The sequence below is a fragment of the Phenylobacterium sp. genome (assembly GCF_036963605.1).
Lineage (GTDB): Bacteria > Pseudomonadota > Alphaproteobacteria > Caulobacterales > Caulobacteraceae > Phenylobacterium.
The window spans coordinates 22,123-38,628 of the sequence record NZ_JBALUY010000026.1; the positions used below are offsets into that span (position 1 = coordinate 22,123).

A 16,506-nucleotide genomic window follows, 5' to 3' on the forward strand; every position below is an offset into this window, starting at 1 on the left:
ATGCCCGCGACCCGCGGCCCTGCGATGTGGGGCGTCATGGCGTTAGGCGCCATCTTTGCGCTTATCGGTCTTGTGCTCGCCGGCGGCGGCGCCTGGCTCCTCGCCCTGGGCGGCTCACCCTACTACCTCCTGGCGGGCCTTGGCTTGCTGGCCTCGGGCTTCTTCCTGATCAGACAAGATGTCACCGGCGTCTGGATCTATGTGGCCGTCTGGGTCGCCACCCTGATCTGGGCTCTATGGGAAGTCGGGCTCAATGGCTGGGCGCTGCTGCCCCGGGTCTTCGCCCCCTCGGTTCTGCTGGTTCTGGCGCTCCTGGCGATCTGGCCCTTGAGACCGCAGCGCCAGGGCCGCACCCTCGCCCTCGGCGGCCTGGCCGCCTTCGCCATCGTCGCGATCGTCGGGGGCGTGGTGATCGGCTTGGCCAATCGCCCCGACGCCGCCGCGCCTCTCCCACAACAGACCGCCGCGACCATGGGCGAGCCCTCTCGACTCGACGTGGGCGCCGACTGGCCGGCCTATGGCGGGACCTATAGCAGCCGCCGCTATTCGCCCCTGACCCAGATCACCCCGGACAATGTCGGGCGGCTGGAGCGCGCCTGGGTGTTCGAGACCGGTGACCTGCCGGCCCCGGGAGCCGAGAACAAATACGGCGCCGAAACCACACCCCTGAAGGTCGGAAACACCCTCTATCTTTGCTCGGCCAAGAACATCCTGTTCGCGCTGGACGCCCGCACGGGCCGCCAGATCTGGCGGCATGACCCCGGGGTCAGTGATGATTGGATTCCGTACACAGCCGCCTGCCGCGGGGTCGTCTACTACGAGGCCCCCGATGCTGATCCTGAGGCCCCGTGTGCGACCCGGATCATCGAAGGCACGCTGGACGGCCGCATTGTCGCCGTCGACGCGCGCACGGGCGCGCCCTGCGCCGGCTTCGGCCGGAATGGCCAGGCCGATATCAAGGTCGGCATGGGAGACATCGTGCCGGGAATGGTGTCGATCACCTCCCCGCCGGTCATCGTTCAGGATGTCATCGTCACAGGACACCAGGTCCTGGACGGTCAGAAGCGCTCGGCGCCCTCCGGCGTGATCCAGGGCTTTGACGCCGTCACTGGCGAACTGCGCTGGGCTTGGGACATGACCCGCCCCGACCTGACGGGCCGCCCGCCTGAAGGCGACACCTACACCCGTGGCACGCCGAACATGTGGACCACGGCCACCGGCGACGAGACCCTGGGCCTCGTTTACCTGCCCATGGGCAATTCCGCCGTCGACTACTGGTCGAGCGACCGCGCGCCGGAGGCCAATCGCTATTCGACAGCCCTGGTGGCGCTCGACGTCAATACCGGGCGTCCGGCCTGGGCCTTCCAGACCGTGCACATGGATGTGTGGGATTATGATCTGGGATCGCAGGCCACCCTGGTGGACTATCCTACCGCGGGCGGCGTCGTGCCCGCTCTTCTCCTGCCCAGCAAGCAGGGCGACCTCTATGTGCTGGACCGCCGCACCGGCCAGCCGTTGACGCCGGTTGAGAGCCGTCCGGTTCCACAGGGCGGCGTCGAGCCTGCACAACGCTCGCCCACCCAGCCCTTCTCCGGCTACCACACCCTGGCTAGGCGGGAGCTCGCCGAGAAGGACATGTGGGGCATGTCGCCCATCGACCAGATGGCCTGCCGCATCCAGTTCCGGAAGGCGAGCTACAAGGGAATCTATACCCCGCCTACGGTCGATCAGCGTTGGATCCAGTATCCCGGCTACAATGGCGGCTCAGACTGGGGCGGCATCGCCGTTGATCCGCAACGCGGCGTCATCATCGCCAACTACAACGACATGCCCAACTACAACCGCCTGGTCCCCCGCGAAGAGGCCAATGAAAAGGGCTGGGTCCCCCACGGCGAGCCAACCCCGGCCAAGGCCCGCGGCGGCAGCCTGGCCGAAGGCGCCGGCGATCCGCAGATGGGCGCGCCCTATGCCATCGACGTGAACGCCGGCTGGCGGATGCCTTTCACCGGTCTGCTCTGCAAGCAGCCGCCCTATGGGGGGATCCGGGCCATCGACATGCGCAGCGGCGAAACCCTGTGGGACCGCCCCCTGGGCACGGCCCGCAAGAACGGGCCCTTCGGCATTCCGTCCATGCTGCCCCTACAGATCGGCACGCCAAACAATGGCGGCGCCGTGGTGACCGCAGGCGGGCTTATCTTCATCGCCGCAGCCACCGACGACCTGATCCGGGCCATCGACATGGAGACCGGCGAAACCGTCTGGCAGGACGCCCTGCCCGGCGGCGGCCAGGCCACGCCCATGACCTATGAGATCGATGGTCGGCAGTACCTGGTGATCATGGCCGGCGGCCACCACTTCATGGAGACCCCGGTCAATGACGACCTGATCGCCTACGCCCTGCCCCAGGATCGCTGAGGCGACAACGTCAGGCCGGTCGAGGCCAGCCGGCCATGGCCTGATCGACGATACGAAGCAGCTTGTCGCGTCCGGCGCCATCCTTGGCCAGGGTCGACATGCCCTGGACCACGGCGAAGACATGGCCCGCCAGAGCCTCGGCGTCGCAGTGGCCCGGCGCACGGCCCGCACGGATATCGTCCTCGATACGGGCGCGCAACGCGGCCTCGATGCGCCGACGGATCTCCGCCAGTTCCTCACGAACCTCGGCGGCGACCGCCGAGCTGCTGACAAGCGAGCTGGCCAACAAGCAGCCGGGCGGGGTGTTTTCACCCGTGTCGCCCAGCGCCGCGGCGGTCAGAAGCACGCGCGCCGCCTCGCGCCCGGTCTCGGCCTCGTTAATCGTCTGGACAACGGCGGTCGCACCGCCCCCCAGGTAGCGATCCACCGCCTTCAGAAACAGGCGGCGCTTATCACCAAACGCCCCATAGAGACTGGGTGGCGTGATCCCCATGGCCTGGGTCAGTTCCGCGACCGAGGTCGCCTCGTAGCCGTGCCGCCAGAACAGATGCATCGCCGCGTCCAGGGCGGCCTCGCGATCAAACGACAGGGGCCGTCCCGTGCGGCGACGGGCCGGCGCCGATAGCGTATCTGGCGACCGTTGTTCCATAGTGATCGATATATAACGGTTGACCCACGCCGGCAATGGCGACTATGGCTTTCGTATCGATCACTAGGATTTATAGCGCCATGGCCCTGACAGATTATCGAAACCTGGGCCGATCGGGCCTCGTCGTCAGCCCGCTGGCCTTAGGGACCATGACCTTCGGCGTCGAACGCTGGGGGATGGCGCGGCCTGAAGCCGCGGCGGTTTTCGACGCCTATGTCGAGGCCGGCGGAAACCTCGTGGACACGGCTGATGTCTATGCCGGCGGGCGCAGCGAAGAGATGCTGGGCGCGATCATCGCCGAGCGGGGCATACGCGAGCGGCTGGTCATCGCCACCAAGTCGGGCTTTGCCACGGGCTCAGGGCCGCAAGCCGGCGGCAATGGGGCCACGCACATTCACGCTGCGCTGGAGGGGTCTCTGCGCCGCCTAGGCGTCGACTATATCGACCTCTACTGGATCCATGTCTGGGACTCGCTGACCCCGCCCGAGGAACTGCTGGAGACCATGTCGGGGCTCGTGAGGGCGGGCAAGATTCGCTACTGGGGACTGTCCAACACCCCGGCCTGGTACGTCGCCAAGCTCGCCACCCTGGCGGCGGTCCGCGGGGCGCCGGCTCCCATCGCGCTGCAGTACTTCTATTCTCTCGTGAGCCGCGAGGTCGAGGCCGAGCACCTGCCGCTCGCGCGCCATATGGGACTCGGCATGATGCCTTGGAGCCCGCTGGCCTATGGCCTCCTGACGGGGAAATATGATCGTGCGGCGGTCGAGGCGGCGGCCCCTCGCGCCGGCGGGCTTCCAGACAAGGCCGGCGACAACCAAGGCCGCGCCGAAGACGACAAGCGTCTCGATGGGGCCAACCCGTTTGGCGACTCCCTGTTCACCGAGCGCAACTGGCGGATCGTCGAGGCCCTGAAAGGGGTAGCCCAGGACCTGGGCGAGCCCCCTGCCCGCGTCGCCTTGGCCTGGGTGCTGTCGAGGCCCGGGGTGGATACAGCGCTGATGGGCGTCAGCCGGCCGTCACAGGTAAAGGAGAACATCTCCGCCACTGATCTGCGCCTTCCGGCCGAACAGATCGCAGCTCTGGACGCCGCCAGCACGCCCGACGCCGCCATGATCTATGGCCTGTTCACCCCGGAAGCCCGGCAGAACCTGGTGTTCGGCGGCGCTTCCGTCACGGCCCGCGGCTAGACCGCCAGCACCTCTATTCCCACTCGATGGTGCCGGGGGGCTTTGAGGTCACGTCGTAGACGACGCGATTCACGCCGCGGACCTCGTTGATGATCCGGGTGGCCGCCTTGGCCAGCACGTCCCACGGGAATTCGAAGAAGTCGGCGGTCATGCCGTCGGTCGAGGTGACCGCGCGCAGGGCGCAGACATTCTCATAGGTGCGGGCGTCGCCCATGACGCCCACGGTCTTCACCGGCAGCAGAACGGCGAAGGCCTGCCAGATGGAGTCATAGAGCCCGGCCTTGCGGATCTCGTCCAGATAGATGGCGTCGGCCTGCTGCAGGACGGCGACCGCCTCGGGCGTGATCTCGCCGGGAATGCGGATGGCCAGGCCCGGTCCCGGGAACGGGTGCCGGCCGACGAAGGCTGGCGGCAGGCCAAGCTCGACGCCCAGGGCGCGGACCTCGTCCTTGAACAGCTCGCGCAGGGGCTCCACCAGCTTGAGCTTCATATAGTCGGGCAGGCCGCCGACATTGTGGTGGCTCTTGATCACCGCCGAGGGTCCGCCGCGGGCCGAGACGCTCTCGATCACGTCCGGATAGAGCGTGCCCTGGGCCAGGAAGGCGGCGCCTTCGATCTTGGCGGCCTCGCGGTCGAACACCTCGACGAACAGTCGCCCGATGGTCTTGCGCTTGGTTTCCGGGTCGGTGACGCCGGCCAACTCGCCCAGGAACTGCTCGCCAGCGTCCACATGGATCAGCGGGATGTTGTAGTGGTCGCGGAACATGGTCACGACCTGCTCGGCCTCGTTGTGACGCAGGAGACCAGTATCGACGAAGACGCAGGTCAGCTGGTCGCCGATGGCCTCGTGGATCAGCACCGCAGCCACCGAGGAATCCACCCCGCCGGAGAGGCCGCAAATCACCTTGCCCTCGCCGACCTGATCGCGGATGCGCTCGACCATCTCCTGGCGGAACGAGGCCATGGTCCAGTCGCCGGACAGGCCGGCGATCTTGTGGGTGAAGTTGCGCAGGATCAGCGCGCCGCGGGGCGTGTGGGCCACCTCGGGGTGGAACTGAATGCCGTAAAAGCGCCGGCCCTCATCGGCGATCACCGCGAAGGGCGAGCCCTCAGACGCCGCCACCACATGGAAGCCCTGCGGGATGGCGGTGATCTTGTCCCCGTGGCTCATCCAGACGGTTTCCTTGGCGCCGACGCCGCCCAGGCCGTCCAGCAGCGGGCTTTCCCGCTCGATCAGGATCTCGGCGCGGCCGAACTCCCGGTGATGACCGCTCTCTACCGCCCCGCCCAGCTTGGCGCACATGTGCATCTCGCCGTAGCAGATGCCCAGCACCGGCACGCCGAGCTCGAAGACCCGCGGCGTGACCTTTGGGCTCTCGTCCTCATGGGCGCTGGCCGGGCCACCGGACAGGATCACCGCCTTGGGGGCGAAGACGTCGAGCATGTCCTCGATCTTGTCGTAGGGATGAATCTCGCAATAGACGCCGTTCTCGCGCAGGCGCCGCGCGATCAGCTGGGTCACCTGGCTGCCGAAATCGACGATCAGGACGCGTTCGTGGTTGGGTTCGAGAAGTTCGGTCATGTCAGGGGGCCTTGGGCGGAGGGCCGTGAAAATGGTGTCGGATCATCGCATGCGTTCCAGCACGGCGACGAAGAAGCCATCGGTCTGGGCGCCCGCAGGCGTCAGACGCAGATAGCCCTGCGGCGTGAGAAAGGCGCTGAGTTCGGGACGGTCGGTGGCGGGCAGGACGACAAAGCCGCCCTCCTGGCGGGCGAGGAAGGCTGCGACCCGATCCTCGTCCTCCTGCGGCAGGATCGAACAGGTGACATAGATCAGCCGGCCGCCGACCTTGGCGAAGGTCGCGCCGGTGTCCAGCACCGCGTCCTGGTCGGCCATGCGGCGCTCCAGGGCCTCGGGGCTCAGGCGCCACTTGGTGTCGGGGTGTCGGCGCCAGGAGCCCGAGCCGGAACAGGGGGCGTCGATGAACACCACATCCATCCTGCCTTCCAGCCCGGCCAGGGGCTCAGGGTTCACTGGCGAACGGACCTGCAGGTTGCGAACGCCGGCGCGGTCGCCGCGGCGGATGGTGTCTGTGAGGCGCCGGGCGTCGGAGTCGTAAGCGTAGATCTGGCCGGTGTTGCCCATGGCCGAGGCCAGGGCCAGCGTCTTGCCGCCGCCGCCGGCGCAGAGGTCGAGAACCTGCCGGCCCTTCACCTCGCCGGCGCAGGTCGCCGCGATCTGCGAGCCCAGGTCCTGGACCTCGAACCAGCCCTTGGAGAAGGCGGGAATGGTCTCCACGGCGCCGGCGCGGCGCGCGGGATCAGGCGCCGGCAGGCGGATGGCGCCCTCCAGCAGCTCGACCGTCTCGGGGCCGAGGGACGCAAGCGCCTTCAGGGCGCGCGCCGTGTCGGTCTTCAACAGGTTGACCCGCAGGTCCACCGGCGCGCGCTCGGCCAGGGCCTGGGCTTCTTTGACGCGGCGCTCGCCGAAGGCGCGGCCGAAATCCTCGTCCAGCCAGTCGGGATAGTCGCCGCGCACCGGATCGGGCGCGGCGGTCAGGTCAGCCGGCGACTCCAGGGCGGCGGCCTCGGCCTCAGTGAGCGCGCCCGGGCCATGTTCGGCGTCGGCGCAGGCCTCGGCGACCGCGCGGCTGGTCCAGTCCCACTCGAACTTCAGCGCGCCGATGGCCGCGGCCCGGTTGCTGTCGGCCCCCATGCGCCAGGCCAGGGAGCGCCGCTTGCGCAGAACGTCGAGCACCAGGCCCGAGACAAAGGCGCGATCCTTCGAGCCCGCGAACCGCGACCGCTCGCCCCAGCTCTTCAGGGCCAGGCGCACAGGGCGGTGACGGGTCTCGATATCGTCCAGAACCTCGATGGCCGCAGCCAGGCGTCCGCCGTCACGCAAAGGCTCGCCTCACAGGAAAATCGCCGCCACGACGAGGATCAGGCCGATCATCGCCGCGAACCACGCCAGACTGCGCACCAGGGGAACCCCCGCCGCATAGAGGGGCACGTAGAGGGCGCGGCCCGCCACATAGAGCACGCTGCCCCACAGGGTCAGGTCCCCGAGCTTGCCGCCCAGATAGGCCACGATCACGGCGGCGGCGAAGAAGGGGAAGGTCTCCAGGAAGTTGCGCAGCGCCCGGTCGAGCCGCGCAGCCACGCCATCGATGGGCCGCGCTTCATCGCGGGGTCCGGCGGCCCACTTCAACCCCTGCTGGCGTCGCGCCGCAGCCGCGCCCCAGAGGAGCTGGATGAGGCCGATAACCACGGCTGCCGCCAGGAGCTGAAGTTCCACCGCCATCGCCATGGGCTCAGATCCCGCTCGGATAGTTCGGCGCCTCGCGGGTGATCATCACGTCGTGGACGTGGCTTTCACGCAGGCCCGCCCCGGTGATGCGGATGAACTTGGCCCGCTCGCGGAACTGGGCCAGATCGCCCGCGCCCACATAGCCCATGGCCGCGCGCAGGCCACCGACCATCTGGTGGACGATGGGCGCCAGGGGGCCCTTGAACGGCACCTGTCCCTCGATGCCCTCGGGCACCAGCTTCAGGGCGTCGGAGACTTCCTTCTGGAAGTAGCGGTCGGCCGAGCCGCGGGACATGGCGCCCAGGGAGCCCATGCCGCGATAGGCCTTGTAGGATCGGCCCTGGTAGAGGAACACTTCGCCCGGCGCCTCGTCGACGCCGGCGAACACCGAGCCCATCATCGCCACCTGCGCCCCGGCGGCGAGCGCCTTGGCCAGGTCGCCGGAGTACTTGATCCCGCCGTCGGCGATCACCGGCACGCCGGAATCGCCCGAGGCGCGGACGGCGTCCATGATGGCCGTCAGTTGCGGCACGCCGACGCCCGCCACCACGCGGGTGGTGCAGATGGAGCCTGGGCCGATGCCGACCTTGATGGCGTCGGCGCCGGCGTCGATCAGGGCGCGGGCGCCGTCATAGGTGGCGACATTGCCGGCGATGATCTGGACGCGGTTGCTCTCGGCCTTCAGCCGGCCGACGGCGCGGGCGACGTCAGCGTTGTGGCCGTGGGCGGTGTCGATCACCACCACGTCGACGCCGGCGTCGATCAGGGCCATCGACCGCTCATAGCCCGCATCGCCCACGGTGGAGGCGGCGCCGACCAGCAGGCGGCCCTTGCTGTCCTTGGCCGCCAGGGGGTGGGCCTGGGCCTTTTCGATGTCCTTGACGGTGATCAGGCCGACGGCGCGATACTCGTCGTCCACCACGATCAGGCGTTCGATCTTGTTGCGGCGCAAAAGGTCGTGGGCCTCGGCCTGCTCGACGCCCTCGGCGACGGTGATCAGACCCTGGGTCGTCATCAGGGCGCTGGCCGGAGTGGCGTCGCTGGCCTCGAACCGCATGTCCCGGTTGGTGAGGATGCCCACCAGCTTGCCGGTGTCGCGCTCCACCACGGGGAAGCCCGAGATGCGGCGTCTGGCCTTGATCTCGCGGACCTCGCCCAGGGTGGTGTCCGGGTGAATGGTCAGCGGATTGATGACCATGCCGCTTTCATAGCGCTTCACTTCGCGGACCTGATCGGCCTGCTCGTCGACCGTGAAGTTGCGGTGAAGCACGCCCAGGCCGCCGGACTGCGCCATGGCGATGGCCAGGCGGCTTTCGGTGACGGTGTCCATGGCTGAGGACACGATGGGAATGTTCAGCCGGATCTCCCGGGTCAACCGCGTGGTCGTGTCCACCTGGGTGGGCATGACCTCGGACGGGCCGGGTTCGAGCAAAACATCGTCGAAGGTGAGGCCTTCGCGAATCTCCATGAGACTCTCCGTTTTGCGAGCCGCGTATAAGCCGTCCGCCGCGGTAGGGGCAAGGCTTGTGGTGGATGCGGGACGAATTAGCGCGAAAGCCGCCCGGAAACGGCTTCAGTCCTCGGGCCGGCCCTTGAAGCCGGTGGCCACGATATAGGTCTCCGAGGAGTCCGCGCGGCTGGCCTTGGGCTTGACGTTTTTCACGCTCGCAAAGTCCAGGCGCAGCTTCTGGATCAGGTCGCCGACCTCGCCGCCCTGGAAGGCCTTGATGGCGAAGGCGCCGCCGGGCTTCAGCACGCTGATGGCGAAAGTGGTCGCCACCTCGATCAGGCCGACGATGCGCAGGTGGTCGGTCTGGCGGTGCCCCACCGTATTGGGCGCCATGTCCGACAGGACCAGGTCCGGCGGCCCGCCCAGCAGGTCGATCAGCATCGGCCCGCATTCGGGATCGGTGATGTCCATCTGCAGGATGTGGGCCGGCGGCATGGGATCGACCGGCAGCAGGTCCACGGCCGCGATATGGGTCACACCGCGCTCGATGGCCACCTGGGTCCAGCCGCCCGGCGCGACGCCCAGGTCGATGACCCGGACGCCAGGTTTGAGGAAGTGGAACTTGTCGTCGATCTCGATCAGCTTGTAGGCCGCCCGCGAGCGATAGCCGTGGGCGCGGGCCTTGGCGGCGAAGGGATCGTTGATCTGCCGCTCCAGCCAGGCCTGGGACGACGGCGTCCTCTGCTTGGCGGTCTTCAGGCGCGCAGGCTTGGACCGGCCCTCATCGCTGCCGGCGGTGGGCAGGCGCACCATGCGCTTGCGGGGGGGCGGCTCGGTCATGCTTCCACCTTGGATCGCGCCCCGCTGCGACGGCGGCGGGGGCCGCGGCGCCGACGGCGCCGTCCGCCCTTATCCGACATCAGCGACATGAGCACGCCTTCACGCAGGCCCCGGTCGGCCACCCGCACCCGCGAACAGGGCCAGAGTTCCTGAACGGCCTGCAGGATCGCCGCGCCGGCCAGGACCAGATCGGCCCGGTCAGGCCCGATGCAGGGCTGCTGCGCCCGCTGGGCCGCCGTCAGGGACAGCAGCATCTGTGCAGCCCCGTCGCACTGGGCCCGAGTCATCCAGATGCCGTCCACCTGCGAACGGTCATAGCGCTCAAGGCCCAGGTGCATGCCGGCCAGACTTGTGATGGCGCCGGACGTGCCGATCAGATGGGCAGCGTCGGCCTCGAAGATCGGCCGCAGGGGGTCGGCGCGCTTGAAGGCGGAAATCTCGGCTTTCACCGTATCGACCATGGCCCGGAACCAGGACTCCGTGGCCATGGCGCCTTCGGGAAACCGCTCGGCCAGAGTGACCACGCCGATCGGGATCGACAGCCAGGCCTTGATCGGCGGAATTCGGTCGGCCTCCGGCTGGCCGCTCAGATCGACCCAGGACATCTCCGTCGACCCGCCGCCCACATCAACCACCAGGGCGGCCTGCGCCTCATGGTCCAGCAGGCCCAGGCAGCCGGCGACGGACAGGCGCGCCTCTTCCTGGGGGGTGATGACCTGAAGGTCGAGCCCGGTCTCCTTGGCCACGCGGGCGATGAAGTCTTCGCCGTTCGTCGCCGAACGACAGGCCTGGGTGGCCACGGCGCGCAGCTTCACCACCCGGCGACGGCGCACCTTTTCAGCGCTGACGGACAGGGCGGCGAGCGCGCGGTCCATGGCGGCCTCCGACAGACGGCCCGTCTGGGACAGGCCCTCTCCCAGGCGGACGATGCGGGAATAGGCCTCGACCACCCGAAAACCTGTAGCCGCCGGTGTGGCGATCAGCAGGCGGCAATTGTTCGTGCCCAGATCGAGCGCGGCGTAGCACGGCCCGTCCTTTGTCGTTCTGTCCCGCGCACGCAACCTGGTGTCGGGCGCTCTAGGCGCCTCAGACATGGACCGCCACCTGTCCCCTCGCCGTCGGTCAGAATCTGCGACCGGCTCGTTTCAGAGGCGACTGTAGCAAGGCCGCTCGCCCGCCGAAAGGCGTCGCCTTGCACAGTGTGACAGGATGACTACGTTCACCTCCCGGTCAGGAAACGTGGTGCATAAAAGATTGTCATGGAACCTCGTTGCGCCAAATACGCCATCGGTCAGGTCGTTCGCCACCGCATCTTCCCATTCCGCGGGGTGATCTTCGACGTCGATCCGGAGTTCGCAAACAGCGAGGACTGGTGGCTGTCCATCCCCCCTGACGTGCGGCCGCACAAGGATCAGCCCTTCTATCACCTGCTGGCCGAGAACCAGGAGAGCGCCTACGTCGCCTATGTCTCCGAGCAGAACCTGCTGCCCGACGAGACCGGCGAGCCGGTGAGCCATCCGCAGGCCGCCATGCTGTTTGAGTCCTTCAAGGGCGACCACTACACGCTTCGCCCCCGGATCGGTCACTAGGCGCAACTTCTATTCTGGGATGGGCGGGTCACCCGCCGATTTCGAACGGACATTTCCTAAAACGCCGCGCATCCTTGCGCCATGAGCGACATCGTCAAACCCCACAGTCCGCCTGAGGGCGCGGCGGCCGATTGGACCATCGACCAGGCCTGGGACGACTACAGCGCCCAGGACCATCAGGTCTGGACCACCCTCTATGAGCGTCAGACAGGGCTGCTGCAGGATCGGGCCTGCGCGCCCTTTCTCCGGGGGCTGGACGCCCTGGACCTGCATCGTGGCGGCATACCCGACCTCTCGCGCATCAATACCGAGCTGGAGCGCCTGACCGGCTGGCGCGTCGTAGCTGTTCCTGGATTGGTCCCCGACGACGTCTTCTTCGAGCATCTGGCCAATCGGCGGTTCCCCGCCGGGCGATTCATCCGCACGCCGGACCAGCTGGACTACCTGCAGGAGCCGGACATCTTCCATGACGTGTTCGGCCACGTGCCTATGCTGACCGATCCGGTCTTCGCCGACTACATGGCCGCTTATGGCCGGGGCGGCCGTCGCGCCCTGAGCCACGGCCACCTGGCCCATCTGGCGCGGCTCTACTGGCATACGGTGGAGTTCGGCCTGATGCGGACGCCGCAGGGGCTCAGGATCTACGGGGCCGGCATCGTCTCATCGCGCACCGAGACCGTATTCAGCCTCAAGGACGCCTCCCCCCACCGCCTGGGGTTTGACCTCATCAGGGTGATGCGGACCCCCTATCGGATCGATGACTTCCAGCCGACCTACTTCGTCATCCCGTCCCTTGAAGAGCTACTGGAGGCCAGCCTCCAGGACTTTGCGCCTATCTACCGGCAGCTCGAAACCCTGGACGACATCCCCATCGGCGAACTCGCCGCCCAAGACGCGGTGATTCACCGGGGCGACCAGACCTATCACCGCAGCCGACTGGCGGCTCAGTAGTCGCGCCGCCAGCGGACGGCCAGGCGGCTGTCGCCCTCGCCGGTGAGCCGCGAGATGATCGAGAGATTGCGCCGCACCTGCCATTCGACCTGGGCCGTCGCCCCGGCGCGGCCGCCGCCGATGATCTCCAGATAGACATCGTCGGTCAGGTACTTGCCGCCGGCGACCGTCACGCCCGAGACCTCGTTGCCGCCGAGGCTCAGCCGGTCCAGGCCGGCAAACTCCCGCAGATTCCCAACGATGTCGAAGCCGCCGCCGCCAGCCAGCGAAGACAGGGCGGCGGCGAGCTGCGCCGCCTCGATGGTCGAGAGCTGGGAGGCTGAGCGGCCAAACAGCACCTGGGACAGCACCTCGTCGTCGGGCAGCACCGGGGTGGAGGTCAGGCGGATACTCGGCTTGGCCGCCGTGCCGCTGACCCGGATCACCGCCGTCAGCGCCGGGTCATCGCGGGTGGCCGTCAGATTGAGACGAATATTCTGAGGCGAGGTGGAGAGCTGCACCACGCCGCGCTCATCAAACTCGAAGCGCTTGCCGGCGAACTCATAGTCCCCGCGCACCACCCGGGCCTCCCCCGACAGGATCGGCCGGGAGGTCGAACCTGTGACGGCGGCGTCGAGGGACATCTCCACATCAAGCCCCCGCCCGCGGATGAAGATGCCGCGCGCCGCGTTCAGCTTGACGTCCAGGGCCCAGCCATCGCCCCGCCGCTGGGGCGCCGCCCGCAGGTTCTGCTTCAGATCCAGCTCCAGAGGCCGGTTTCGCTCGATGACGTCGATCGAGACCACCCCCGACGGCGTCGGCGGATTGGCCGCGACCTCGGCCTGGTCGATGGTGAGATCGCCGGAAAGGCGGACACGGCCCTCCGCATTGCGGTTGATGGTCACCTCGCCGCTGGCGTCGGCCTCGGCGATGTCGTTGTCGATCAACCGGAAGCCGTTCAGCCGCAGGCGGAAGCCCGACACGCCGCCCCGATACAGGCTGATCTGGCCAGATCCGTCGAGCCGGCCCCCAAGCCCGTCCACGGCCCGGGCCTCGCTGACCTCGATGGTCCGCTCGGCGAGGGCGGCGGTGACATTGATCTGGCGCAGGCTGAGGCCTGTCGGCGCATCGTCGAAGCGGCCGTTCTCCATGGCCGCGTCTCCCGTGAGGATGGGGTCGGCCAAGGTGCCGGCGATACGGCCGTTCAGCCGCACGCGACCGCCGAGCGTCCGGTCGCCATCGATCAGCAGCGCCCAGAGGGGCTCCACATCGCCATCGGCGAAGACCTGCCCGCGCACGGGCGCCTGACGGTTTATCGCCAATCGCAGGGGCTTGGCCGAGGCGACCGTCGGCAGAGAGAGGTCCGCCTCAGCCCGCAGACCCTGTTCATTGGTCGCCTCCGCAGCGATCTTCAGGATATCGTCGTTGAGAACCGCCTCAAGGGTCGCGTCCAAGCCCTGGGCGCGAGGGGCCCCGCGGCCGCGGGCGTCGGTCAGGCGAGCCCCCAGGGAACCGACAAGTTCTTCGCCGCGACCGGTCAGGGTGAGGTTGGCGTTCACTCGCCCCGCCAGGTCGGGATTGAGAACGTCGAGGCCGACATCGGTGATCTGCGCCTCGATCTCGGCCAGGGCGCCGGCGAGCCGGGCGTCGATATTGATCCGCCCGGCTTCAGAGGTCGCCAACAGAATCTGGCCGCTCCGCACTCCATCGCCGAATCGGAAGATGGCCGGTTGGACCGTGGACATTTCTCGGTCGCCGTAACCGCCCTCGCCCATGAAGGTCAGGGTCCGGGCGGTCTCAGCCTCGGCCAAGGCCCCCTGGCCCGTGACGTTCCAGCGCTCTCCGGAATAGCCGCCGCTGGCTGAAAGTTGATACGAGAGCTGATCCACCGGGCCGCTGGCGCTCAGGCTCGCCGCCACAATGGCCAGGTCCGAACCGACCGGAACCACCTCGCGCGCGGTCAGGTCGAGATCGGCCAGGGGCGCGTCGGGGCCATCGACGATCTGAACATCCCCCGTGACCCGGCCGCGGGAGATCAGGGCGCCGGGGCCGATCGCCAATTGCAGGTCAGCGCGCGAGGGCGTCGACCGGCGCAGGGTGAGGTCGCCGCTCAGAGTCACGCCGCCCGCATCAAGGGCGATATCGCTGAGATTGACCCCCGACGCCGGCAGGGCGAAGTCCGCGCGGGCCCGGGCCGGTCCATACTGGCTGTCGGCGGCCAGGGTCACCTGGCCCACCGATCCCTCGCTGCGGCTACGGCCAAAGCTGACGGTCAGTTGGGCGTCGCGCAGGGGGATGCGCGGAACGTCGATTTCGTCGAACCGGGCCGTCAGGTCGAGCTGAGGCGCCGCCAGGGTTCCGGTCAGTGCGCCGGTCCCCTCGGCGTCGCCGGTGAATTCCGCAGGCCCCGCCCGCAATGGTCCTTCGGCGCTCCAATCGACCTTGAAGCGCAGCGCCCCATCCGGGCCGTAGACGCCCGCGCTCTCTGCCTGCAGGCGTTGCCCATCAAGCGTGGCGCTGTCCAGGGCGAACCTGCCGTTGGCCAAGGTGGCCCGCGCCTCGATCTGCGGCCCGCCGCCGAGCAGTTCATCAAGTTGGGCATAGCCGGTCGCCAGGTCTTGGCCACCGCCGTCGAGCCGCAGACGCCATGGGGCGTCGGCCTGCCGGCCCCGCTCCGCCGACCAGGTGAAGCTGACCTGGCCCGAGGCGCCGGCGCGGGCCTCGGCGAGGTTCGAGAGCCGGGTCGAGCCTCGCACGTTCAGGCCGCCGAACACGCCGCGGGATCCGCTGGCCTGGAGCGCCAGGCCAGCGCCGGCCGCGTCCAGACTACGGACCAGGATGCGCCCGTCGGCGAGACGCTCGGCTGTCAGGGATAAGGTGGGCGCGCGCCCGAGCAGGGCGGCCAGATAGCCACGGCCGGTCCCGCCGGCGCCGGTGAGGTCGGCGTCCACCGCCACCCCACGAGAATTACGGATCAGCTCGATCGGTCCGCTCACCTGGCGCAGCGCATAGCCGCCGGCGGCCAGGGACTGGACGCTAACCTCGCCCACGAAGGTCATATTGTCGGCTTGGCCGCGCAGGACCCCGGCCACTCGCGCCGCGCCAGTCTCCGGCCCACCGGTGAGCTGGGAGAGCTGGCCGGTCTCGGCCACCAGGCTGAGCCCCTGGGGTCCGGTTCGCCGTTCGCCGGGGTGAGCCTGCCCCACGGCGCGGAGCGTCAGATTATCGGCCGCCAACCGGGCCGTGATGTTGTAGAGCCCCTCGTCCACCCCCTGTCCCTGGATGTCGAAGGTGACCAGCGGACCAAGCCGCGCCGCGATCGGCGCCGTCAGGCTGGAGGCGTCGAGGGCCAGCCGGCCAACCGCCCTGCCCCCTTGCGGGTTCCACCCCCCATTGGCGCGCAATGGCGTGGTCTCGCCGGACTGGGCGATCGCCTCGAACCGGCCTTCGGCCATGGCGCCGGCGGCGTCGATCTCCAGGCGGAAGACCTGGTCAGCGGGCAGGCCCAGCGAACCGGCGATGGCGCCCCCCTGGCTTTCCAACGCTGAGACGTCGATCAGCAGCGGCCGAGTCTTGCCCAGGTCAAAGCGCGCATCCAGGTGATCGCCGGGGCGCAGCAGGCTCCGGGCCTTGATCTCGCCGGCCTGACCGCGGCCCTTTCGGCGAAGATCCAGGCTGGCGGTGACGTCATAGAGGCCGCGCTCGTAGCTGAACTCCGGCGACAGGGCGAGGCGCAGTTGGGCCTGGTCGATGACGATCCGGACCGGCAGGCCGGCAGTCTCGTCCTTCTTGGGCGTCAGGATCGGGCGGCGCAGCACCCGAACCTCTTCGGCCGTCAGCCTCTCGGCATGAAACTGGCGCCGCAAAAGTTGGAGGTAACTCCATTCCAGGGCGATGTTTTCGGCTTCGAGCCAGACCCCGGCCTCGTCGGCGATGGTCAGCTTGCGGATGCGAAAATCGCGGAACAGGTCGCCGCTGAGGCCCTCGATCTTCAGGTTGCCGAACCGTCCGATCGCCAGACCATCGGTGCGCGCCTCGACCAGGCCGAGAGTCGGCGGCGCCATCGCGCCGAACCGCACAGCCGCAAACAGCGCCCCGACCAGGGCGACCACCACCATGGCCGCCACCGCCAGGCG

The 16,506-nt window shown here is 68.6% G+C and carries 12 protein-coding genes; 4 read left to right on the plus strand and 8 right to left on the minus strand.

All coding sequences use genetic code 11. The annotated features are described in order from the left end of the window. A complete protein-coding gene (locus V7702_RS06870; RefSeq protein WP_335649397.1) occupies positions 1-2,415 on the plus strand; it encodes a membrane-bound PQQ-dependent dehydrogenase, glucose/quinate/shikimate family in 2,415 nt (804 codons plus the stop codon). 10 nt (positions 2,416-2,425) lie between these two features. On the opposite strand, the gene V7702_RS06875 is transcribed toward V7702_RS06870, so the two are convergent. Then, the gene (locus V7702_RS06875; protein WP_335649398.1) at positions 2,426-3,064 is read right to left on the minus strand and encodes a TetR/AcrR family transcriptional regulator; all 639 of its coding nucleotides are present in this window, start codon (positions 3,062-3,064) and stop codon (positions 2,426-2,428) included. 80 nt (positions 3,065-3,144) lie between these two features. Here V7702_RS06875 and V7702_RS06880 point away from each other — a divergent pair, with 80 nt between their 5' ends. Further along, a complete protein-coding gene (locus tag V7702_RS06880) occupies positions 3,145-4,251 on the plus strand; it encodes an aldo/keto reductase (protein WP_335649399.1) in 1,107 nt (368 codons plus the stop codon). Positions 4,252-4,264: 13 nt separating this feature from the next. Here V7702_RS06880 and guaA read toward each other — a convergent pair whose 3' ends face one another. From guaA to V7702_RS06910, 6 genes are all read right to left on the minus strand, one after another. Further along, complete coding sequence (gene guaA / locus V7702_RS06885) at positions 4,265-5,833, minus strand: glutamine-hydrolyzing GMP synthase (RefSeq protein WP_335649400.1); 1,569 nt, start codon at positions 5,831-5,833, stop codon at positions 4,265-4,267. Positions 5,834-5,875: 42 nt separating this feature from the next. After that, positions 5,876-7,156, minus strand: a complete 1,281-nt coding sequence (locus V7702_RS06890) for an RsmB/NOP family class I SAM-dependent RNA methyltransferase (protein WP_335649401.1) — start codon at positions 7,154-7,156, stop codon at positions 5,876-5,878. A 9-nt stretch (positions 7,157-7,165) separates the two neighbouring features. Beyond that, positions 7,166-7,561 (minus strand): MAPEG family protein, encoded by a 396-nt coding sequence (locus tag V7702_RS06895; protein ID WP_335649402.1) that lies wholly within the window; start codon positions 7,559-7,561, stop codon positions 7,166-7,168. 4 nt (positions 7,562-7,565) lie between these two features. Next, complete coding sequence (gene guaB, locus V7702_RS06900; protein WP_335649403.1) at positions 7,566-9,029, minus strand: IMP dehydrogenase; 1,464 nt, start codon at positions 9,027-9,029, stop codon at positions 7,566-7,568. A gap of 105 nt (positions 9,030-9,134) precedes the next feature. Next, positions 9,135-9,851, minus strand: coding sequence for an RlmE family RNA methyltransferase (locus tag V7702_RS06905; RefSeq protein WP_335649404.1), 717 nt, complete (start codon positions 9,849-9,851; stop codon positions 9,135-9,137). Continuing rightward, positions 9,848-10,945, minus strand: a complete 1,098-nt coding sequence (locus V7702_RS06910; protein WP_335649405.1) for a Ppx/GppA phosphatase family protein — start codon at positions 10,943-10,945, stop codon at positions 9,848-9,850. The genes V7702_RS06905 and V7702_RS06910 overlap by 4 nt, the downstream gene beginning before the upstream one ends. Positions 10,946-11,110: 165 nt before the next feature. Between V7702_RS06910 and hspQ the strand changes: the two genes are divergently transcribed. Next, complete coding sequence (gene hspQ / locus V7702_RS06915) at positions 11,111-11,440, plus strand: heat shock protein HspQ (RefSeq protein WP_335649406.1); 330 nt, start codon at positions 11,111-11,113, stop codon at positions 11,438-11,440. Between the two features lie 81 nt (positions 11,441-11,521). After that, positions 11,522-12,391 (plus strand): phenylalanine 4-monooxygenase, encoded by an 870-nt coding sequence (phhA, locus tag V7702_RS06920; protein ID WP_335649407.1) that lies wholly within the window; start codon positions 11,522-11,524, stop codon positions 12,389-12,391. Here the strand turns inward: phhA and V7702_RS06925 are convergent. After that, a partial coding sequence (locus tag V7702_RS06925) for a translocation/assembly module TamB domain-containing protein (protein WP_335649408.1) occupies positions 12,385-16,506 on the minus strand: 4,122 nt, incomplete at its 5' end. The genes phhA and V7702_RS06925 overlap by 7 nt on opposite strands.